At 63.9% G+C, this 21,289-nt stretch carries 21 protein-coding genes; 10 read left to right on the top strand and 11 right to left on the bottom strand.

Features of this window, described 5'->3' with window-relative positions; translation table 11 throughout:
• Entirely contained in the window at nt 1-2,124 is a 2,124-nt protein-coding gene (recQ, locus tag P5703_RS07645) for a DNA helicase RecQ (protein ID WP_125849982.1), read from the bottom strand.
• Between the two features lie 169 nt (nt 2,125-2,293).
• Here recQ and P5703_RS07640 point away from each other — a divergent pair, with 169 nt between their 5' ends.
• Nucleotides 2,294-2,881 (top strand): UPF0149 family protein, encoded by a 588-nt coding sequence (locus P5703_RS07640; RefSeq protein WP_011913582.1) that lies wholly within the window; start codon nt 2,294-2,296, stop codon nt 2,879-2,881.
• 185 nt (nt 2,882-3,066) lie between these two features.
• Nucleotides 3,067-3,486, top strand: a complete 420-nt coding sequence (locus P5703_RS07635; RefSeq protein WP_011913583.1) for a YbaN family protein — start codon at nt 3,067-3,069, stop codon at nt 3,484-3,486.
• A gap of 46 nt (nt 3,487-3,532) precedes the next feature.
• Here the strand turns inward: P5703_RS07635 and P5703_RS07630 are convergent, their stop codons facing one another.
• Nucleotides 3,533-4,111, bottom strand: coding sequence for a tRNA-uridine aminocarboxypropyltransferase (locus tag P5703_RS07630; RefSeq protein ID WP_014596996.1), 579 nt, complete (start codon nt 4,109-4,111; stop codon nt 3,533-3,535).
• 87 nt (nt 4,112-4,198) lie between these two features.
• On the opposite strand from P5703_RS07630, the gene P5703_RS07625 reads away from it, so the two are divergent.
• A complete protein-coding gene (locus P5703_RS07625) occupies nt 4,199-4,870 on the top strand; it encodes a glutathione S-transferase (protein WP_048328886.1) in 672 nt (223 codons plus the stop codon).
• Between the two features lie 6 nt (nt 4,871-4,876).
• On the opposite strand, the gene P5703_RS07620 is transcribed toward P5703_RS07625, so the two are convergent.
• Both P5703_RS07620 and aceK read right to left on the bottom strand, forming a co-directional pair.
• Complete coding sequence (locus tag P5703_RS07620; protein WP_256068839.1) at nt 4,877-5,002, bottom strand: PA1414 family protein; 126 nt, start codon at nt 5,000-5,002, stop codon at nt 4,877-4,879.
• A 197-nt stretch (nt 5,003-5,199) separates the two neighbouring features.
• Complete coding sequence (gene aceK, locus P5703_RS07615) at nt 5,200-6,921, bottom strand: bifunctional isocitrate dehydrogenase kinase/phosphatase (RefSeq protein ID WP_048328885.1); 1,722 nt, start codon at nt 6,919-6,921, stop codon at nt 5,200-5,202.
• 125 nt (nt 6,922-7,046) lie between these two features.
• Here aceK and P5703_RS07610 point away from each other — a divergent pair, with 125 nt between their 5' ends.
• Nucleotides 7,047-7,964: a DMT family transporter gene (locus tag P5703_RS07610; protein WP_019406108.1), complete on the top strand. Its 918-nt coding sequence runs from the start codon at nt 7,047-7,049 to the stop codon at nt 7,962-7,964.
• A 25-nt stretch (nt 7,965-7,989) separates the two neighbouring features.
• On the opposite strand, the gene cysK is transcribed toward P5703_RS07610, so the two are convergent.
• Nucleotides 7,990-8,964, bottom strand: coding sequence for a cysteine synthase A (gene cysK, locus P5703_RS07605; RefSeq protein WP_095461087.1), 975 nt, complete (start codon nt 8,962-8,964; stop codon nt 7,990-7,992).
• A gap of 124 nt (nt 8,965-9,088) precedes the next feature.
• On the opposite strand from cysK, the gene P5703_RS07600 reads away from it, so the two are divergent.
• The 4 genes from P5703_RS07600 to P5703_RS07585 all read left to right on the top strand — a co-directional run bounded on the left by P5703_RS07600 (nt 9,089) and on the right by P5703_RS07585 (nt 12,832).
• Nucleotides 9,089-10,159 carry a DUF748 domain-containing protein gene (locus P5703_RS07600; RefSeq protein ID WP_013983085.1) on the top strand — a complete coding sequence of 357 codons (1,071 nt, stop codon included), beginning with the start codon at nt 9,089-9,091 and terminating at the stop codon, nt 10,157-10,159.
• 145 nt (nt 10,160-10,304) lie between these two features.
• Nucleotides 10,305-11,153 carry an AAA family ATPase gene (locus P5703_RS07595; protein WP_011913591.1) on the top strand — a complete coding sequence of 283 codons (849 nt, stop codon included), beginning with the start codon at nt 10,305-10,307 and terminating at the stop codon, nt 11,151-11,153.
• Nucleotides 11,154-11,205: 52 nt separating this feature from the next.
• Complete coding sequence (locus P5703_RS07590; RefSeq protein WP_011913592.1) at nt 11,206-11,610, top strand: GFA family protein; 405 nt, start codon at nt 11,206-11,208, stop codon at nt 11,608-11,610.
• Between the two features lie 43 nt (nt 11,611-11,653).
• Nucleotides 11,654-12,832, top strand: coding sequence for a vWA domain-containing protein (locus P5703_RS07585; RefSeq protein WP_011913593.1), 1,179 nt, complete (start codon nt 11,654-11,656; stop codon nt 12,830-12,832).
• Between the two features lie 46 nt (nt 12,833-12,878).
• Here the strand turns inward: P5703_RS07585 and P5703_RS07580 are convergent, their stop codons facing one another.
• Genes P5703_RS07580 through P5703_RS07570 form a run of 3 tightly spaced genes read right to left on the bottom strand, consistent with a single transcriptional unit; the run spans nt 12,879 to nt 14,682 of the window.
• Nucleotides 12,879-13,394: a DUF2937 family protein gene (locus tag P5703_RS07580; protein ID WP_019407003.1), complete on the bottom strand. Its 516-nt coding sequence runs from the start codon at nt 13,392-13,394 to the stop codon at nt 12,879-12,881.
• Nucleotides 13,388-14,170 carry a class II glutamine amidotransferase gene (locus P5703_RS07575; RefSeq protein ID WP_285586012.1) on the bottom strand — a complete coding sequence of 261 codons (783 nt, stop codon included), beginning with the start codon at nt 14,168-14,170 and terminating at the stop codon, nt 13,388-13,390. Before P5703_RS07575 ends, P5703_RS07580 begins: the two co-directional genes overlap by 7 nt.
• 44 nt (nt 14,171-14,214) lie before the next feature.
• Entirely contained in the window at nt 14,215-14,682 is a 468-nt protein-coding gene (locus P5703_RS07570) for a hypothetical protein (protein WP_017245246.1), read from the bottom strand.
• Nucleotides 14,683-14,908: 226 nt separating this feature from the next.
• Between P5703_RS07570 and P5703_RS07565 the strand changes: the two genes are divergently transcribed.
• On the top strand, nt 14,909-15,349 hold the full coding sequence (locus P5703_RS07565; protein WP_017245122.1) for a universal stress protein: 441 nt from the start codon (nt 14,909-14,911) through the stop codon (nt 15,347-15,349).
• 44 nt (nt 15,350-15,393) lie between these two features.
• Here the strand turns inward: P5703_RS07565 and P5703_RS07560 are convergent, their stop codons facing one another.
• A complete protein-coding gene (locus P5703_RS07560) occupies nt 15,394-16,086 on the bottom strand; it encodes a DUF6901 family protein (protein ID WP_011913598.1) in 693 nt (230 codons plus the stop codon).
• 154 nt (nt 16,087-16,240) lie between these two features.
• A complete protein-coding gene (locus tag P5703_RS07555) occupies nt 16,241-18,157 on the bottom strand; it encodes an ATP-binding cassette domain-containing protein (protein WP_014597005.1) in 1,917 nt (638 codons plus the stop codon).
• Nucleotides 18,158-18,450: 293 nt separating this feature from the next.
• On the opposite strand from P5703_RS07555, the gene P5703_RS07550 reads away from it, so the two are divergent.
• Entirely contained in the window at nt 18,451-20,373 is a 1,923-nt protein-coding gene (locus tag P5703_RS07550; protein ID WP_014597006.1) for a transglycosylase SLT domain-containing protein, read from the top strand.
• A gap of 45 nt (nt 20,374-20,418) precedes the next feature.
• Here P5703_RS07550 and P5703_RS07545 read toward each other — a convergent pair whose 3' ends face one another.
• Nucleotides 20,419-21,219, bottom strand: a complete 801-nt coding sequence (locus P5703_RS07545) for an MOSC domain-containing protein (RefSeq protein ID WP_011913601.1) — start codon at nt 21,217-21,219, stop codon at nt 20,419-20,421.
• Nucleotides 21,220-21,289: the final 70 nt, after the last annotated feature.

Here is a 21,289-nt window from a genome sequence, read left to right as displayed (position 1 = left end):
TTACAATTCGAACTCGGCCTGCAGCGCAGCGCGCACGCAATAGAGCACCTGCTCCGGGACCCGTCCGGCGAACAGCGGTGCCACATCCCCCACCGGAGGCAGCTCGCCCTCGCCGTCGAGAAAGGCTTCCTGAATCTCGCCAAGCAGGTCTTCCGGCAGGTCGAGCGCCTGCTCCAGGCTCAGCTGCTGCTTGCCGATGGCCTCGGCGAGCAGCGTATAGACGTTCTTCTCGCTGCAATCGAGCTGGCGCGCGATCTGCGCCGGCGTCATGCCGGCGCGGGCCAGGGTCACGAGTTCATGACGCAGGTCAGCCGGCGACCTGACCACCTCGACTGTACCCTGCAAGACCTCGAGAAAGGCCTGGCCGTAGCGCTCCAGCTTGCGCGCGCCGACGCCGCTGATGCGCGCCATGTCCGCGAGCGACGCCGGCTGGCTGCGCAGCATTTCCAGCAGGGTGGCGTCCGGAAAGATCACATAGGGCGGCACGCTGTGCTCTTCGGCCAGCTTGCGCCGCAGCGTACGCAACGCCTCCCAGGTCTCGCGCTCCTCGCTGCGCACCAATTGGCTGGCGGCACTGGATGCCGGTTTCGGCGCTTTGCTGGATAGATCCTGGCGCAGCTCGAGGGTGACTTCACCACGCAGCAGCGGGCGGCAGCTATCGCTCAACCGCAAGCCGCCAAAGCCTTCGAGATCGACATCGGCCAAACCGCGGGCGACCAGCTGGCGGAACAGGGAGCGCCATTCACCCTCGGACAACGCCTTGCCGACGCCGAACACTGACAGATGCTGATGGCCGAGGCCGCGTACCTTGTCGTTGTCGCGTCCCAGCAATACATCCACCAGATGCCCGACGCCATAGCGCTGACCACTGCGATAGATGGCTGAAAGCGCCTGGCGAGCGGGCTCGGTGGCGTCCCAGGTCTGCACCCCGTCGACGCAGTTGTCGCAATGGCCGCAAGGCTTGGGCAGCTCTTCGTCGAAGTACGCCAGCAGCGCCTGGCGTCGGCAACGGGTTTCCTCGCAGAGCGCCAGCATTGCATCGAGCTTGTGCTGCTCGACCCGCTTGTGCCGCTCATCGCCTTCGGAGTTGTTGAGCATCTGCTTGAGGAAGATCACATCTTGCAGGCCATAGGCCATCCAGGCGTCGGCCGGTAGCCCGTCACGCCCTGCCCGACCGGTTTCCTGATAGTAGGCCTCCAGCGACTTGGGCAGGTCGAGGTGGGCGACGAAACGCACGTTGGGCTTGTCGATGCCCATGCCGAAGGCAATGGTCGCCACCATGATCAGCCCTTCCTCGTTGAGAAAGCGCTTCTGGTGATAGGCGCGCAGTTCATTTGGCAAGCCCGCGTGATAAGGCAGCGCCGGAAAGCCCTGTTCGGTGAGGAAGGCGGCCAGATCATCGACCTTTTTGCGCGACATGCAGTAGACGATGCCGGCGTCGCCGCGGCGCTCGGCGAGAAAGCCCAGCAGCTGCTTGCGTGGCTGTTCCTTGGGCACGATGCGATAGAAGATGTTCGGCCGGTCGAAGCTGGAGAGGAACCGCTCGGCATTTTCCAGATGCAGGCGCTGAACGATTTCCTCGCGGGTGCGCTTGTCCGCCGTGGCGGTCAGGGCGATCCGCGGAACGTTGGGAAACAGCTCGGCGAGCTGGCCCAGCTGCATGTACTCAGGACGGAAATCATGGCCCCACTGGGACACGCAATGCGCTTCGTCGATGGCGAACAGGGCGATCTCGAGCCGCTGCAGGAAGGCCAGCATGCGTGGCTGGACCAGGCGTTCGGGCGCCAGGTAGAGCATCTTGATCTCGCCGCGACGGATACGCTCGGCGATGTCGCGCTGCTCGTCCGTGCTCAACGTCGAGTTGAGGGCGACGGCCGAGACGCCTAGCTCATCGAGCGTGGCGACCTGATCGTCCATCAGCGCGATGAGCGGCGAAACCACCACCGCCAGCCCCTCGCGCAAGAGCGCCGGAACCTGATAGCAGAGCGACTTGCCGCCGCCGGTCGGCATCAATACCAGCGCATCGCCGCCACTGCCCACACGCTCGATGATCGCGCCCTGGTTGCCGCGAAAGGCGTCGTAACCGAATACGTCTTTGAGGATGCGCTGTGCCTGGTCGAGCATGCCGGTCTCCGAAACAAGGCGCGCAGTATACGCGAGCGCATCACGGAGTTCAGGACCGCTGCACCATTGCCGGATCGGCTGCACGCAGGCGGCGGACGAGGCGCGAGTAGCCTGGACACCGCGCCTCGTCTAGAATCCGGGTTGTCTTCCCACCCCAAGGTAGTTCCCGATGTCATTCGCCGAGCAACTCGCCCGCCTGCAAGTCTTCCTGGATGCAGATGATCTGCATGAGGAAGCACTGGATTACATCGCCGCCCATGGCTACCTGACAGCGCTGTGCATCTGTTCGGAACAGGTACCCGAGCGCGAGTGGATCGATGCATTGTTTTCCGAACCACCGAAATACAAGGACGACACGGAACGCGAGGCCATCGAGGCCACGCTGGTCCAGCTCAAGGCCCATATCGCGCGCCAGCTGGCCAGCGACGAGGACATGGAACTGCCGTGCGAACTGGACCTCGGAGAAGACCCGGACGAGTCCGACCTGCGCGGCTGGTGCATCGGCTTCATGGAAGGCGTATTCATGCGCGAAGCAGTCTGGTTCGAAGACTCCGAGGAGGAGGTCAGCGAGCTGTTGCTGCCGATAATGGTCGGCTCGGGGCTGTTCGACGAACAGCCGGAATTTGCCGATATCGCCGATAATCCCGATCTGGTGGATGAAATGGTGGCGCAGATTCCGGAGCTGCTGACAGCGCTATACCTGATCTGCCATGCACCGGAAGAAAAACCCGCCCTGCTCAAGCCGCGCCGCCACTGATCGCGGCTCGATGCCGGACGCAGGCGACGGCGGCAGGCTGCGAAGCCTAACCGCCGCTCTCTGCCAGGAGGAGCCGTCCATGTCCCAGCCCTCAGGCCTTCGGCTTCTGCACCGCCCGGGTCCGGATAGCACCCGGCTGTCGTTCCCCATTCGTGGCGGTCTGCACGGCAGCAGCGAGTAGCGCCATGGCCCATCGCGACATTCGGCAGCACCGCAATCCGGTCATCCGCATGACGCTGCTCACGGTAGGCTGGCTCGCCGTGGCGCTGGGCGTGATCGGCATCTTCCTGCCCGTGTTGCCAACCACTCCCTTCCTGCTGCTGGCCGCCGCCTGCTTCGTGCGCAGCTCACGGCGGTTCTACGGCTGGCTGGTCGATCACCCGCATCTCGGGCCATGGTTTCGCGACTACCTCGAAGGCAACGGCATCCCACTCAAGGGCAAGGTCTACGCCATTGCAACGATGTGGATCAGCATCAGCGTCTCCTGCTGGCTGGTCCCGTTTGTCTGGGCACGCGTCGGTATGCTGCTGAGCGCGACACTGGTGACGTTGTACATCCTCAGGCAAAAAACCCTGGCGGTCGCCAAGCAGCCCGAGCCGCGCTGAACGCTCAGCCTATCTGCAGGCTGGAGCCTGTCCCGCCAGAACTCTATCAACCACCGTGATTGCGCCGGTAGACATCCGCCCCCATCGCGTCGATCTGCCCTTCGATCAGCGCCTCGAACGGTCGCAGAAGGTCATCGTACCGCTCGGGCGCCTCGAGGGTGTTCAAGGCGGCGACGATGGCCTCGATGGTGGACAGCGCACCGGGCATAGATGCCTTGCGCAACCGATAGCGCGAGGACAGCCCCTCCGGTAGCGCGACCCGCGGTAGCGCTGCGAGCCAGGGATTGAGGTGCAGGAGCTTGCGCGCCTTGCGCCAGGTGCCGTCCGGCACGATCAGGCGCACCGGCAAGTCATCGTGGGCGACGACTGACAGCGGCACGGCGTCCTCGCCGGGAAAGAGCAGATAGGTCGGCACTGCATCAGCGACCTCATCGAAACGCTCGCCGATCTGCAACTGCGCGCTGCGCAAGCCCAACGCCGCCAGGCGCGCAGTATTCAGTGCATGGCTCGCTTCGCTGAGGTGCTGCAGGATGACGATCTGCGTGCGGCTTTGCAGAGACGGAATCAATGCGCACAGGCAGTGCAGCGACGGGCGTTGGCAGCGGGAGCAGCGTGGTCTGGACATGGTTCACCTCGGCCGAGAAGTCTGCCAGATCGGGCAGTGCTCTGCCGAACGGCTATGCTTGCCCCGACCCGCTACCGAGGAGCCCGCATGATCACCGTCCACCACCTGAACCATTCCCGCTCGCACCGCGTGCTCTGGATGCTGGAGGAACTGGAGCTGCTGTACGAGTTGAAGCGCTACGGGCGCGATCCGAAAACCATGCTCGCTCCGCCGGAACTGAAAGCCGTTCACCCGTTGGGCAAATCCCCGGTTATCACTGACGGTGACCTGACCCTGGCAGAGTCGGCTGCGATTCTCGAATACCTGCTGGAGCGCTACGCCAACGGTCGGCTGATGCCGGCCCAGGGAAGCGCCGACTACCGACGGTTTCGCTACTGGATGCATTACGCGGAAGGGTCGGCCATGCCGCCGCTTCTGCTGAAGCTGGTGTTCGACCGGGTCGCCAGCGGGCCGATGCCGTTTTTCATCAAGCCGGTAGCCCGTGCCATCGCCAACGGCGCGCACAAGGCGTTCATCGGTCCTCAACTGAAGACGCATCTGGACTATATGGAAGCGGAGCTGGAGAAATCCCCCTGGTTCGCAGGAGACAGCTTCAGCGCGGCGGATATTCAGATGAGCTTTCCGCTCGAGGCGGCACGCTCGAGAGCGGGGCTGGACCAGAGCCGCCCGCGCCTGTTGGACTTTCTCGAACGCATACAGCAACGGCCCGCCTATCAACGAGCCGTCGAACGCGGCGGACCGGCCCTGCCCACCGCGTGACGCGGCTCAGCGTTGGGCGCGACGCTCCTGCTCGCGGCGGGCGCGTACGGGGATGAGTTGCATACGAGGCGGTTCGATCAAGCCAAGAGCGACCGCCAGCTTCCAATACATTTCATTGAGCCATGCTTTCATGGTCATACCCTCCTGCTAGATAACGGGCTACATCGGAGCCATGCGGCCTATGTGGACAGCATAATCCAAGTTCCGGCCTGGTGCTCGCACGCAATGTGGCCATACGTTGCTGCACGGGCGCCGCTTTGTTACGGCGCTTTACATCTGCGACCGAGCGGGCGCTTGGGCGTTCCACCGACTTCGCGGACGGCACTGCGTCAGTTGCGGTCGGCCTTGCGCCGATAGGGGAAGACGTCGATCACCTTACCCTGGCGGATGGCATCCTGCAGCCCCTTCCAGTAATCGGCGTCGTAGAGCTCCCCGTGCAGGCTGGCGAAGAGTCGACGCTGGCCGAGATCGGCGAACAGAAAGCGCGGAAATTCCTCGGGAAAGACGTCATTCGGCCCCACCGAATACCAGGGCTCGGACGCCATTTCGTCCTCCGGGTAGCGCGGCGGCGGTATGTGGCGGAAATTCACCTCGGTGAGAAAGCTAATCTCGTCGTAATCGTAGAACACCACTCGACCATGGCGGGTGACGCCGAAGTTCTTCAGCAGCATGTCGCCGGGAAATATATTGGCTGCCGCCAGCTGCTTGATCGCCAGGCCGTAGTCTTCCAGCGCCTCGCGTACCTGCTGTTCACTGGCGTTTTCCAGATAGAGGTTCAGTGGCGTCATGCGCCGCTCGGTCCAGCAATGCCGCACCAGCACGGTGTCGCCCTGCACCTCCACCGTCGATGGGGCGACTTCCAGCAGTTCGGCCAGGCATTCAGGCTCGAACTTGGCTTTGGGGAAACGGAAGTCCGCGAACTCCTGGGTATCGGCCATACGCCCTACCCGATCGACGCTTTTCACCAGCCGGTACTTCTCGATCACGTTGGCGCGGTTGACGCTCTTGATCGGCGAGAAGCGATCCTTGATCAGTTTGAACACCGTGTTGAAGCCGGGCAGCGTGAACACCGTCATCACCATGCCGCGTACCCCAGGCGCCATGACGAAACGGTCATCGGTATTGGCCAGGTGGTCGATCAGTGCGCGGTAGAACTCGGACTTGCCATGCTTGTAGAAGCCGATCGAGCTGTACAGCTCGGCGATGTGCTTGCTGGGCAGGATGCGCTTGAGAAAGCCGACGAACTCGGCAGGGATCGGCACCTCGACCATGAAGTAGGAACGAGTGAAGGAAAAGATGATCGACACCTCCGCCTCGTCCGTGATCAGCGCATCGGCCACGATGCCCTGACCATCGCGATGCAACAGCGGAATCGCCAATGGCCACTGCTCGTCGCAGGTGAAGATGCGCCCGATCAGATACGCGCCCTTGTTGCGATAGAGCACCGACACGAACACCTCGACGGTCAGCTCGGGGTCCTTGCAGACCCAGTCAGGCAGCGTCTCGCAGAGCTGCGTCTGCAACCGTTGAAGATCACCCGGCAGATCGCAGTACGGCACCGAGAACGCATAGTCGCGCAGGATCTGCTCCAGCATCCCGCGCAGATCACCGTTCGGGCGGTAGCGACGCGTCTGCGCCAGCCGCTCATGAGCACGCACCGCAGGCCGGGTGGTATGGATGAACATGGTGCCGTCGCTGATGCAGTCGTGGCTGAACAGCCCGCAGAAGATCGAGTTGTACCAGGTTTCCGACAGTTCATCGTCGAAGCGCGGGTTGATCAGCTCGATGTAGGCACTCTTGATCTGCGGCCACGCCTCGACCTGGAGCAGGTCGGCATGATCGAAGCTCGCCAGCAAACGGCGCCGGGTTTCCCCCACCTTCTCCTCGTAGAGACTGATCCGCGCTGCGGAGGCGCGCTGGGCTTCCTGCCACTGCGCCTGCTCGAAGCGCGCCCGCGCGCCTTCGGTGATCAGACGGAAATGCTCTCGATAATCGTCGAAGCCGAGGAGAATCTGCCGCGCGATTTCCGCGGCCAGTTCGTGCTGCACCATGATGCACCCACTGCCGGACATGAAGGTTCGCCGAGCTTAGCAGCCCGCTGTTTGAAAGTCGGTTTCGGATTGCCAGTTGCGCAAAGGGCGACAACACTTGCTGCTTCGTGAGATGGAGCCAGTCCATGCGACCGCTTGACCTGCTTCGCCTGCTCGGCCTTGCCGCCATCTGGGGCGCGAGCTTTCTGTTCCTGCGCATCATCGCCCCCGTACTCGGGACCTTTCCCACCGCCTTCTTTCGCGTACTGCTGGCGACCGTCGGCCTGATGGCGATCCTGGCTCTGATGCGCACACGCTGGGACTTCCACGGCAAGCTCGGCCTGTGCCTGGTGCTCGGCGCGATCAACTCCGGCGTGCCGTTCGTGCTGTACTCCGTGGCGGCACAGCTGCTGCCGGCCGGCTATTCGGCCATTTTCAACGCGACCACGCCGATGATGGGCGTGCTGATCGGCGCCCTGTTCTTTGCCGAGGAGCTGACGCTGGCCAAGATCGTTGGCGTGCTCAGCGGACTCGGCGGTGTTGCCCTGCTGATGCGCATCGGCCCGGTGCCCTTCGACACGGACGTGCTGCTCGGTGCGCTGGCGTGCCTGGGCGCGACGGCCTGCTATGGCGTAGGCGGCTTCCTTACCCGCCGCTGGATCAACCAGCAGGGCGACAGCCTGAACAGCGAGGTGGTGGCATTCGGCAGCCAGGCAGGGGCAACGCTTTGCCTGTTGCCACTGTTCGTTCTTTCCGTGCTGAACGCACCGCCGGTGAGCTGGGGCGACCAGACCGTCTGGCTCAGCCTGCTGGGGCTCGGACTGGTCTGCACGGCGTTCGCCTACATCCTGTACTTTCGCCTGCTGGCGGACATCGGCCCGGTCAAGACGCTGACCGTGACCTTCCTGATCCCGCCATTCGGCGTGCTGTGGGGCGTGCTGTTGCTCGATGAACCGCTGTCCTGGGCCTATGTCCAGGGCGGTGCACTGATCGCACTGGCGTTGTGGCTGATCCTGCGACCAACGCCGCCAGCCCAGCCACAGGCGGACCTGCGACGCGGCTGACATCGCAGCCGCGCCGCGAGGCGTATTACTGCACCAGTTCCTGCTCGCTGAACATGTCGCTGAACAGCATGCTGGACAGGTAGCGCTCGCCGGAGTCCGGCAGGATCACGACGATATTCTTGCCCTGCATTTCCGGCCGTTCGGCCAGCCGTACCGCCGCCGCCATCGCCGCTCCGCAGGAGATGCCGCACAGAATGCCCTCTTCGCGCATCAGTCGCAGCGCCATCTGCTTGGCCTCGTCGTCATCGACCAGCTCGACGCGGTCGACCATCGACAGGTCGAGGTTCTTCGGTACGAAGCCGGCACCGATGCCCTGGATCTTGTGCGGGCAGGGCTTCACCTCTTCACCGGCCAGCGTCTGGCTGATCACCGGGGAGCTGGCGGGCTCCACGGCAACGCTCAGGATCTGCTTGCCCTTGGTGTTCTTGATATAGCGCGACACGCCGGTGATGGTGCCCCCTGTGCCGACGCCAGCCACCAGCACATCGATGCCGCCATCGGTGTCGTTCCAGATTTCCGGCCCGGTGGTCTTTTCGTGAATCGCCGGATTGGACGGATTCTCGAACTGCTGGGGCATGTAGTACTGCTCCGGGTTCGAGGCGGCGATCTCCGCAGCCTTCTCGATAGCGCCCTTCATGCCCTTGGCCGGCTCGGTGAGTACCAGTTCGGCGCCGAGCGCCTTGAGCACCTTGCGTCGCTCCAGGCTCATCGAAGCCGGCATGGTCAGCATCAGTTTGTAACCGCGCGCGGCGGCGACGAATGCCAGGCCGATCCCGGTGTTGCCCGAGGTAGGCTCGACCAGCGTCATGCCGGGCTTGATCCGGCCGCTGTCTTCGGCGTCCCAGATCATCCCTGCGCCGATCCGACACTTCACCGAATAGGCCGGATTGCGCCCCTCGATCTTGGCCATGATGCTCACGCCCTTCGGCCCGAGACGATTGATCATGACCAGCGGGGTGTTGCCGATGGAGCGTGCGTTGTCTGCGTATATGCGACTCATGGGAAGGCCCTGTCCGAGGAGTATCAGACCGTTCAGCCTATGCGCAGTCCTGACGACAGTCCAGCCGAACTCATGCCTGCTGGCCGGGGTCCATCGTGCATAACCTCGCACATCCCGGAATGCCATGACTCGCCGCCTGCTTCCCCTGTGGATCCTGCTAGCGCTCGGCCTGCTGCTGATCCTGCTGCATCTCGCCCTGCCGCACCTGGTGCGCAACTTCCTGAACGAGAAGATGGCCGACATGGGGGACTATCAGGGCCATGTCGAGGATGTCGACCTGGTCTGGTGGCGTGGCGCCTACCGGGTCGAAGGCCTGCTGATCGAAAAGAAGGACAAGCGGGTGCAAGCCCCCCTGTTCAAGGCGCCGAGCATCGATATCGCCATCAGCTGGGACGCGATCCTGCGCCACCGCGAAATCGTCGGCGAGGTCGTCTTCAAGCAGCCACACCTGAACTTCGTCGATGGCGGCGACAGTGGCGACTCGCAGAGCGGCGAAGGCGTCGACTGGCGCGACCAGCTCGATGCGCTGGTGCCCATCACGCTCAACGAGATTCGCGTAGTGGACGGCCAGCTGTCGTTCCGCAATTTTTCCTCCGACCCGCAGGTGCACGTGTATGCCAGCGACATCCAGGCGAGCCTGTACAACCTGACCAACACCGACGATGCCGACGGCACTCGCACGGCGACCTTCGAGGGCACCGGCAAGCTGTTCAATCAGGCGCCGATCGAGGCGACCGCGCGCTTCGACCCGTTCACCGACTGGGAAGACTTCGAGGTGAATCTGCGCGTGACAGGGGTGCCGCTCAAGCAGCTGAACGACCTCAGCCGGGCCTATGGCAAGTTCGATTTCGCCGGCGGCACCGGCGACCTGGTGGTCGAAGTCGAGGCCAGCAACAGCCAGCTCGACGGCTATATCAAACCGCTGCTGCGCAACGTCGACATCTTCGACTACGAGCAGGACGTGGCCAACGAGGACAAGGGTTTCTTCCGCGGCCTGTGGGAGGCGGTCGTGGGCGGCGGCCAGGAAGTGCTGAAAAACCAGCGCAAGGACCAGTTCGCCACCCGCGTCGAGCTGTCCGGCACGACCAAGGAAACGGACGTCAGCCCGTTCCAGGCGTTCGTCGCGATCCTGCGCAATGCCTTCGTCGAGGCCTTCACCGCCCGCTTCGAACGCGCGCTGGACGAGGAGGAATGATCCGCGGGCGTCACCAGAAACACGCACACGGCCATTCAGTGACTGAATGATGCGCTCGCGTTCACAGCCACACGGCCTTCCCTTATAGTCGTCCACCTGACTACAACGAGCGCCTGCGTGCCAGGCCCCGCCGAAGGAATCCGCAATGAAATTCGAAGGCACCCAGTCCTACGTCGCCACCGACGACCTGAAACTCGCGGTCAACGCCGCCATCACCCTGCAGCGCCCCCTGCTGGTAAAGGGCGAACCGGGCACCGGCAAGACCATGCTGGCCGAGCAGCTGGCCGAATCCTTCGGCGCCAAGCTCATCACCTGGCACATCAAGTCCACCACCAAGGCCCACCAGGGCCTCTACGAATACGACGCGGTCAGCCGGCTGCGTGATTCGCAGCTGGGCGTGGACAAGGTCCACGACGTGAAGAACTACATCAAGAAGGGCAAGCTGTGGGAGGCCTTCGAAAGCGAGGAGCGGGTCATCCTGCTGATCGACGAGATCGACAAGGCCGACATCGAGTTTCCCAACGACCTGTTGCAGGAACTCGACAAGATGGAGTTCTACGTCTACGAGACCAACGAAACTATCAAGGCAACGCAGCGGCCGATCATCATCATCACCTCCAACAACGAGAAGGAACTGCCGGACGCCTTCCTGCGCCGCTGCTTCTTCCACTACATCGCCTTCCCGGACCGCGAGACGCTGCAGAAGATCGTCGACGTGCACTATCCGGGCATCAAGCAGTCGCTGGTCAGCGAAGCCCTGGACGTGTTCTTCGACGTGCGCAAGGTGCCGGGCCTGAAGAAGAAACCCTCGACTTCCGAGCTGGTCGACTGGCTGAAGCTGCTGATGGCCGACAACATCGGCGAAGCCGTGCTGCGCGAGCGCGACCCGACCCGTGCAATCCCGCCGCTGGCCGGTGCGCTGGTCAAGAACGAGCAGGACGTGATGCTGCTCGAGCGTCTAGCCTTCATGAGCCGACGCGCCAACAGCCGCTGATCGGCGCCGGTTTCCGGTGGAGCCGGCCGTGCACTCACTGGAGGAAGAAACCATGCAAACGCATACCGGTAGTTGCCTGTGCGGGGTCGTGCGCTATCGCATCGACGCTCCCATCGACGCGCTGACCCATTGCCACTGCAAGATGTGCCGCAAGGCCCACGGCGCCGCATTCGCCACCTATGCGAGCGTACCGCTGGATGCCTTCCACTTCATGTCCGGCAAGGATCAGCTCGGCGTCTACCATTCCTCCGAGCACGTCACGCGCACCTTCTGCATTCGCTGCGGTGCCAATCTGCTGTTCGTCGACAACCGCGAACACGAGGTCGGCGTCGCCGCCGGCACCCTCGACTCACCGCTGCCGGAGCCGCCGCAATCGCATATCTACGTCGACTCGAAGGCCGACTGGTATGCGATTCGCGACGGGATGCCCCAACACAACGGCGACAGCCCACGCTGAGCGCCCGTATATCGCGCCGACCTCGGCGCCAGAGGTTTCTGCCATGCTGCTTGGCCTGTTCAACGAGATGCGCGCCGCCAAGGTGCCGGTATCGGTGCGCGAACTGCTGGATCTGATCGATGCGCTCAAGCACCGCGTCGTGTTCGCCGACATGGACGAGTTCTATTTCCTCGCGCGCACGGTGATGGTCAAGGACGAGCGCCACTTCGACAAGTTCGACCGGGCCTTCGGTGCCTACTTCAAGGGCCTGGAGAATCTCGACCAGCACCTCGAAGCGCTGATCCCTGAAGACTGGTTGCGCAAGGAGTTCGAGCGCAGCCTGACGGACGAGGAGCGTGCGCAGATCCAGTCCCTCGGCGGGCTGGACAAGCTGATCGAGGAGTTCAAGAAGCGTCTCGAAGAGCAGAAGGAACGCCATGCCGGCGGCAACAAGTGGATCGGTACCGGCGGCACCAGCCCGTTCGGCTCCGGCGGCTACAACCCCGAAGGCATCCGCATCGGCGATGCCGGCAAACGCCAGGGCAAGGCGGTGAAGGTCTGGGACCAACGCGAATACAAGAACCTCGACGACCAGGTCGAACTCGGTACGCGCAACATCAAGATCGCCCTGCGCCGCCTGCGCAAGTTCGCCCGTCAGGGCGCGGCGGACGAACTGGACATCGACGGCACCATCGACCATACCGCGCGCGATGCTGGCCTGCTCAACATTCAGATGCGACCGGAGCGGCGCAACGCGGTGAAGCTGCTGATCCTGTTCGATATCGGCGGCTCGATGGACGCCCACGTTAAGGTCTGCGAGGAGCTGTTCTCTGCCTGCAAGACCGAGTTCAAGCACCTGGAGTACTTCTACTTCCACAATTTCATCTACGAATCGGTGTGGAAGAACAACTTCCGCCGCACGTCGGAGCGCACCTCGACGCTGGATGTGCTGCACAAGTACGGCGCGGACTACAAGGTGGTGTTCGTCGGTGACGCGGCGATGGCGCCCTATGAGATCACCCAGCCGGGCGGCAGCGTCGAGCACTGGAACGAGGAAGCAGGCTACGTGTGGATGCAGCGCTTCATGGAGAAGTACAAGAAGCTCATCTGGATCAACCCCTATCCCAAGGATACCTGGGGCTACACCACCTCCACCGGGATCGTTCGCGAGCTGGTAGAAGACCGGATGTACCCGCTGACCCTCAGTGGGCTCGAGGAAGGGATGAAGTTCCTGGCCAAGTGAGCGGTCAGCACCTGGGCGGCGGCCGCTGAGCGCACGGCGATGGTGCTCAGCGATACGGCCGGTAGCGTCGCGCCCGCGAGCGAAGCGGGAAACTGGCGGCCAGCAACAGGCTCTCCACCAGCCAGGCCAGCAGCAACGCACAGCTCAGACCCCAGGCGATGGCCTCGGGCGCCAACAGGACCTGGAAGCGGTAGCTGCTCCAGACCTGCTCGCGCAGACTGCGCTGTGCGCCAAGCAAGACGTGCGCGGCCCGTGCGTACCACGGTCCCTGCATCGCCTGCCATTCGCGCTCCAGCATCCGCGCCCGGCTTACCAGCTGCTCCACGCTCTGCGCATCGCTCTGGAACACCGGGTCGTCGCTGTCCTGATAATGCCGCACCAGGGCATCCAGATCGCCGCCGAAGAAGCGCTGCGCCGTCTGCTGAAAGCCCTGCAGGCCCTGCTGAGCCTCCAGCCGTCGCGCCTCGACATGCTGCGCATAGGCCTCGATGAATCCCGGCACCTGGATGCCGACCAGCAGGCCGAAGGCGAACAGGGTCAGACGCAGATAACTCCTCAACACTCGGCCACCCTCCCCCGGGCGATACACTCGCCGAGGCGCCATAGACTCCACTGGCCGGGCTCGTGCAGCGTCCATTGTTCGTTGTTCGTCAGCGGCTCGGTGGCCAGGACGGTGACCACGTCGTCCGGTGTGGTTTCGGCATGGAAGTTCACCGTCAGCTCGGCGTCCCTCAGCTGCGCCGGCCCGAACGGCGCGCGCCGGGTGATCTCGGCGAGCTTGGTGCTGCAGAAGCTGAACAGCCATTCGCCATTGCTCAGCAGGCAGTTGAAGACTCCCTTGCGGCGGTATTCGACGCAGGCGCCAAGCAGAACCGGCAGCAGGTTGTCCGGTGGGCAGCGGTCCGGGAAATCCAGGCGGATGCGGTTCAGCAGGTCGCAGAAGGCGCGCTCGCTGTCGGTGTCGCCAACCGGGCGGTAGATGCCCTTAGGCGGCTCGAAGTCGGCGAGCTGGCCGTTATGCGCGAAGCACCAGTGCTGCCCCCACAGCTCGCGAACGAAAGGATGGGTATTGACCAGCGAAACCTTGCCCACATTGGCGTGGCGGATGTGGCCGATCACCACTTCGCTCTTGATCAGATAGTTCTGCACCATCCTCGCCACTTCCGACTCGCAGCTGGCCACCGGGTCCTGGAACAGCCGTAGTCCGCGCCCTTCATAGAAGGCGATGCCCCAGCCGTCCTTGTGCGGCCCGGTCTTGCCGCCTCTCTGCATGAGGCCGGTGAAGCTGAACACGATATCGGTGGGCACGTTGGCGCTCATGCCAAGCAGCTCGCACATGCGTCATCTCCCGATGGAGGTTCGTAACCTATGTTTGGCTGCGCTCAGATCCGCGGCTCGGTGCGCATCCGGCCACGCGATGGGGTGTAGTCCGGCTCATCATCGTGCTCATCTTCCATGCGCTCGCGCAGCGTGCGTGGGTCCTCGTCCGCAACGGCTTCGTCGCGCCGGCCGTACCTGCGCTCCAGCGGCCAGCGAATGGCGACCAGCAGCAGATACAGCGCGAAGGCGATCAAGCCGTACATCGCAAGATCCGCCACCGCTCGCCAGGCGTTGTTGCCGACCTTGAACGCCAGGTCCATGGCAGTAATGGCCACGGCGGGCGCGAACAGTTCCTTCGCCGGGTCGACGATGGTCGGCGTGAACAGCAGCACGGCCGCGATCAATCGCAGCGGCTCGCGCAACCAGCGCCACATCCAGCGCGTCACCCGGAACCAGAACAACAGGCAGCCCAGCGCGGCTAGCCCATACAGGGCCCAGGCAAGCGAATAATCGGATTCGAACATCGGCATTGGCGTTTCTCGTACCTGCGGCGACGCGGCGAGCATGACAGCGACGCAAAAAAGAAGGCGGCCATGATAGCAGCCCCTGCCCGGTCACCGTCATCGATGGTGACAACAAGCCACTGGCGGGGGCCGACGCAAGGTCGTATAAACCTGTTAAACGAAAGGGTAATCACCCAGATACCGCCGGGACGACCACTGCCTCTGGCGACCGGCACGCAAGGAGAAACGCGCCATGCCCTACCAACACATACTGGTCGCCATCGACCTGACCGAAGAATGCCATCCGGTTGTCGCTCGCGCGCAGTCGCTCGCCAGCACCTCCAACGCCAAACTGAGCCTGGTGCATATCATCGAACCGATGGCCATGGCGTTCGGCGGTGACGTGCCGATGGATCTTTCGATGCTGCAGCAACAGCAGTTCGATCAGGCCCGCGAGCGCATGAACGGCTTTGCCGACAGCTATCCTGGTCTGGCTCCGGAAAATCGCCACCTGGCTTATGGGCAGCCTCGCCAGGAAGTGCATCGGCTGGCCAAGGAGCAGCGCTGCGACCTGATCGTGGTCGGCAGCCACGGCCGCCACGGCCTTGCGCTGCTGCTCGGCTCCACCGCCAACGACATCCTGCATGGCGCGCCGTGCGACGTGTTGGCCGTGCGCCTGAAAAAAGCGGAATGACAGCCCCGACCGCGTAGCGTGATGGCGCTGCGCGGTCGCGATGATCAGAAGAGCTCCACGCCCTCGCCCGCGCTCATCACCAAGGGGCGGATCTTCTGCAGCTGCGTCTCCAGCGAATAGGTCAGGCTGGACGCCATCGAGAAGAAGGTCAGAAAGGCCTTGAGGTTGGAGTCGGCGTGACAGGTATCGTGAATGCGCTGCCAGAACGCCTGGTTGACCAGCTGCAGTTGCTGGAATGAGCGCACCAGCCCCCGCAGCTCCCAATCGGCATGGCGCCCTTCGCGCAGATTGAAATACTGTCGCGCCAGGTAGAGCGACACGGCCCGCAGCACGAACTCATGATTGCTGGCGAACGGCAGATGCTGCTTGGCCATGGGTTTGAGCCGGCCGAGCACCGGGCAGGCACTGGTCGCCATGATCACTCCGAGCAGCGCCCGCAAGCCCTCGTCCAGTCCGACCTGCTTGGTGTATTCGCGCTCGGGGGTACGCACCCAGACCAGAGCCTTCTGCACGGCGGGCAGCCCCTGGAAGTCCTCGATTACCCGATGCAGGTCCACGGCGGCGGGACAATGGCTGAAATCGTCCTTGCTGAGCGGGCAGTTGGAGCAACGCTGATGATCGAGGCGGGTCCATTTTGGCGCCTGGGCGGCGGCCTCCTGGTCGTAATCACGATCCAGCTCAATCCGGTAACTGAAATCGTGTTCGTCATCCAGGGTGATGCGGTATTCGATTGCCATTAACGCTCCATCATGACTGCTGATCCTTTTCCGGATACTTAACTACGCGCCAGCGCGCATGGCATTGATCCATCTCATAAGCCGTGACCGGGACCCGCTCCGCCGTGCAGCGGCTCCCGTCTTCGCGGGCGCCGCCGGGGCCCACAGCGTGCGATCACTCCTCGAGTTCGGCCCAACGCTCCAGCAGCCCGTCGAGCTCGAGCTGTAGCGCCTCGAGGCGGGCCAGCGCCGCGGCGGTCGCCTCGGGCGCCTGCTGATAGAACGCCGGATCGGAAATGTCCGCCTGCAGCGCCTCGATGGCCTTCTCGGCCTCATCGATCTTGCCCGGCAGCGCCTCCAGTTCGCGCTGCAGCTTGTAGCTGAGCTTCTTCTTCGCCGGTGCCGCTTCGGCCGGCGCCGGAGCGGGAGCAGGCGCCGCCCCCTGCGCCTTGCCGGCCTCCTTCGCCTGCGCAGCGGAGTCGGCAACGCCCAGCAGACGCGGCGAACCGCCCTGGCGCAGCCAGTCTTGATAGCCACCGACGTACTCGCGCACCTCGCCACCGCCCTGGAACACCAGCGTGCTGGTGACCACGTTGTCGAGGAAGGCCCGATCGTGGCTGACCATCAGCACCGTGCCCTGGAAGCCGAGCAGCACCTCTTCGAGCAGTTCGAGGGTTTCCACATCGAGATCATTGGTCGGCTCGTCGAGCACCAGCAGGTTGGCCGGCTTGCTGAACAGCTTCGCCAGCAAGAGCCGTGCCCGCTCACCGCCGGACAGCGCCTTGACCGGCGTGCGCGCACGCTGCGGGCTGAACAGGAAGTCGCCCAGGTAGCTCAGCACGTGGCGGTTCTGCCCATCGATGGTGATGAATTCGCGGCCTTCGGCGAGGTTGTCCACCACGGTCTTCTCCAGCTCCAGCTGGTGACGCAATTGGTCGAAATACGCCACTTCCAGCTTGGTGCCGAACTCGATCGAGCCGCTGCTGGGCTGCAGTTCACCCAGCAGCAGCTTGAGCAGCGTGGTCTTGCCGGTACCGTTGGCGCCGAGCAGGCCGATGCGGTCGCCGCGCTGAATGACGAGGGAAAAGTCGCGGATCAGCGGTTCGCCGCCCGGATGAGCGAAGCTGATGTGCTCGGCAACGACAACCTGTTTGCCGGACTTTTCCGCGGTTTCCACCTGGAAAGTCGCCTTGCCTTGCACATTACGGCGCTCGCTGCGCTCGGCACGCAGCGCCTTGAGGGCACGCACCCGGCCTTCGTTGCGGGTGCGCCGCGCCTTGATGCCCTGGCGAATCCACACTTCCTCCTGGGCGAGCTTCTTGTCGAACAGGGCGTTGGCGGTTTCCTCCGCGGCCAGCTGCTGTTCCTTGTGCACCAGGAAGCTGGCGTAATCGCCGTTCCAGTCGATCAGGTGGCCACGGTCCAGCTCCAGAATGCGGGTCGCCAGGTTCTGCAGGAAGGCGCGGTCGTGGGTGATGAACAGCACGGCACCGTTGAAGCCGGTCAGCGCTTCCTCCAGCCAGGCGATGGCGCCGATGTCCAGGTGGTTCGTGGGTTCGTCGAGCAGCAGCAGGTCGGGTTCGGACACCAGCGCCTGAGCCAGCAGCACTCGACGCCGCCAGCCCCCGGACAACTCGGCAAGGGTGCGATCGGCGGGCAGCTGCAGACGGCTGAGCGTGCTTTCCACCAGCTGCTGCAAGCGCCAGCCATCCTTGGCTTCCAGGGCCTGCTGAACATGCATGAGCTTGTCGAGGTCGTCCTGATCCTGAATGTTCATGCTCAGGTGATGGTACTCGGCGAGCAGCTCGCCTACCCCGGACAGGCCTTCGGCGACCACATCGAAGACCGTGCGGTCGTCGGCCCGCGGCAGCTCCTGTGGCAGTTCGCCGATCTTCAGTCCCGGCGCGCGCCAGATTTCGCCGTCGTCAGCGCTGCGATCGCCCTTGACCAGGCGCAACATGCTGGATTTGCCCGTCCCGTTGCGGCCGATGATGCAGACCCGCTCGCCCCGCGCGATCTGCCAGGACACGCCATCCAGCAACGGCGTGGTGCCGTAGGCGAGAGATACATCGGTGAACTTGAGCAGGGTCATGGCTACCTCCGAAAACAGGGCGCGCATTCTAGCAGGATGGCGACCATGAACCCGGTCGGATCCGATGATTTATCGCTGCCGAGCGGCCGCGCCGGCCTCCCGTCTGTCGGCGACTTGCACCCCTGTCGCCGTACGCTCGTCGGAAGAGTGGTTTTGTTTGTTACCGGAGCTTAATGCTCGTTTAACTGGCCGGTGCGGCAAGCTAAGCTAGCTCCTGCAGCAGGCCGTCTCCTGTGCCGCCCGGTACAGCACGTCGCCTGTCATCTCAACGCCCCCCGTTTTACGGATGTACCATGCGCGGCCGACTCTCCAGTTTGTGTTTCTGCCTGTTCGTTTCTGCCATTGGCCTGGATGCGTCCGCCGCCAGTCTCAGCCAGCAACGCCAGTATTACGATGAGGCCAAGCAGGCCCTGGCCAAGGGCGATGCAGGCCCCTATCGCCGTTACCAGAGCGCCTTGCGCGACTATCCGCTCGAGCCCTACCTCGCCTATGACGAGCTGACCCATCGGCTGAAGTCGGCCAGCAATCAGGAAGTCGAGAAGTTTCTCGCCGAACACGGCGACCTGCCTCAGATCAACTGGATGAAGCTGCGCTGGCTGCGCCTGCTGGCCGCCCGCGGCGACTGGCAGACCTTTACCCGCTATTACGATCCGAAGATGAACTTCACCGAACTGGACTGCCTGTTCGCGCAGTATCAGCTGCGCAACGGTCTCCCGGGCGCTGACGCCGCAACCGAGCGGCTGTGGCTGGTGGGCAAGTCGCAGCACAATTCCTGCGACCCGCTGTTCGAACTCTGGGAATCCAAGGGTCTCCTGACCGAAGACCGGCGCTGGAAGCGCACCAAGCTGGCCGTGGAGAGCGGCAATTACGGGGTCGCCAGCTTCCTGGTGAAACGTCTGCCTACGCTGCAGAGCCAGGGGCAGCTGATGATCGACGTGGCGCAGAAACCGCAGATGCTTCGCCAGTCTGAACGCTTCTCGCCGACCAGCCCGGCGATGGCCGACGTCGTTTCGATCGGCCTGCGGCGCCTCGCGCGCCAGGACCCGGAGCAGGCGCTCAATTTGCTCGACGGCTACGCCCGCCGCTTTGCGTTTTCGCCCGAGGAAAAGGTCGCCATTGCCCGGCAGATCGGGCTGACCCTGGCCAAGCGCTTCGACAGCCGCGCGCTCAAGGTGATGGCCGAGTACGATCCCGAGCTGCGCGACAACACCGTCACCGAGTGGCGCACCCGTCTGCTGCTGCGCCAGGGCCAGTGGGATGAAGCGTACCGGCTGACACAGCGTTTTCCCGATGAACTGGCCAATACCAATCGCTGGCGCTACTGGCAGGCGCGCAGCCTGCAGCTGGCCAAACCGGAGAGCAAGCAGGCGGCCCTGCTCTATAAGCCGGTGGCCGAAGAGCGGGATTTCTACGGCTTCCTGTCGGCCGACCGCATCCAGGCGCCGTACAAGCTGAACCATCAGCCACTGGCGCTCGATCCGAAGGTCGTGCAGAAGGTGCGCAATACCGCCGGTATTCGCCGCGCACTGGAATTCCACGACCGCGGGCAGATCGTCGATGGCCGCCGCGAGTGGTATCACGTCAGTCGGCTGTTCAGCCGCGACGAGATGGTCGCGCAGGCACGCATCGCCTATGAAAAGGAGTGGTACTTCCCGGCCATCCGCACCATCAGCCAGGCGCAGTACTGGGATGATCTGGATATCCGCTTCCCCATGGCCCACCGCAACACCCTGGTACAGGCCGCGCGGGCGCGGGAGATCCATCCCAGCTGGGCGTTCGCCGTCACCCGCCAGGAAAGCGCCTTCATGGCCGATGCCCGCTCCCATGTCGGCGCCACCGGCCTGATGCAGCTGATGCCCGCAACCGCCAAGGAAACCGCCAAGCGCTTCAACATCCCGCTGGCTTCGCCGCAGCAGGTCCTGAACCCCACCACCAACATCCAGCTGGGCACTGCCTATCTCAGCCAGATCTACGGGCAGTTCAACGGCAACCGTGTACTGGCCTCGGCCGCCTACAACGCCGGCCCCGGTCGTGTGCGCCAGTGGCTGCGCAACGCCGAGCACCTGTCGTTCGATGTGTGGGTGGAAAACATTCCGTTCGACGAGACCCGCCAGTACGTGCAGAACGTGCTGACCTACTCGGTGATCTACGGGCAGAAGCTGAATTCACCCCAACCGCTGGTGGAGTGGCACGAGCGTTATTTCGAATCGCAGTGACGCGCAGCCGGCCCGGACGGCACACCGTCCGGGCGCGGCCGTTTCTCACTCCAGCCGCTCGACCGGCATTCCGACTTCCAGCTCGCCGCGCCCTTCGGCGATCAGATTCTGGCCGAAAAACACCCCGCCCGGCCCTTTGCGATACGACAGCAACGTATTCAGTGGCTCCCGATCGGGCGCGCGCTCGCCAGTGGCCGGGTCGAGCGTGGGGATGACGCAGCGCGAACAGGGCTTGACCACACGGAAGGTCAGCTGGCCGATACGGATGCGCTTCCAGCCATCCTCGGCATAGGGCTCGGCCCCGCTGACGACAAGGTTCGGTCGAAAGCGCAGCATCTCCAGTGGACGCCCTACACGTCGGGCCAGATCGTCCAGCGACGCCTGACCGATCAGCAGAAAGGGAAACCCGTCACTGAAGGCCGTACGCTCGCCGAGCCGCGCATAATCCAGATCGACCTGAATGCCGTCGTCCTCCGGCAGGTACACGAGCCGGCAGGCCTGCCCGAGAAAGTCAGAGAGCCAGGCCGCGGCGGTCTCACCAGCATCCGGTACCACCGGGTTGGCGCTCCAGACCTGCACACAGCGCATCGTCTTGTCATCCGGTACTCGCACCAGCAGCTCCGGCATGCCGGGCGCCGCCAGCTTCAACGCTGTATCGCCTTGCCAATGCGCCTGCAGCAAAGCCATACGCGGCAGTACGCGCTGGGTGAGAAAGCGCCCGGTGCCGGCGGCAACCACCATCCAGCGCCGATCGCCGAGCAGACCAAGCGAATCGCTGGCGCAGCGCTGCAGCGATTCGCCAGCCGCCGACTTGAGAGGGAAGCGATAGAGCGAGGAGAGATGCATGCTGCGCCTCCTTGGGGGAAAGCGCAGCAGCATAGCAGGGGCGGCTGCGTGGTTCAGCAGCCGGCTACAG

Source organism: Stutzerimonas sp. FeSN7, from assembly GCF_030263795.1.
Classification (GTDB): Bacteria; Pseudomonadota; Gammaproteobacteria; order Pseudomonadales; family Pseudomonadaceae; genus Stutzerimonas; species Stutzerimonas stutzeri.
The sequence above is the reverse complement of the archived record's forward strand: the minus strand, read 5'-3'. Positions and strand labels throughout refer to the sequence as shown.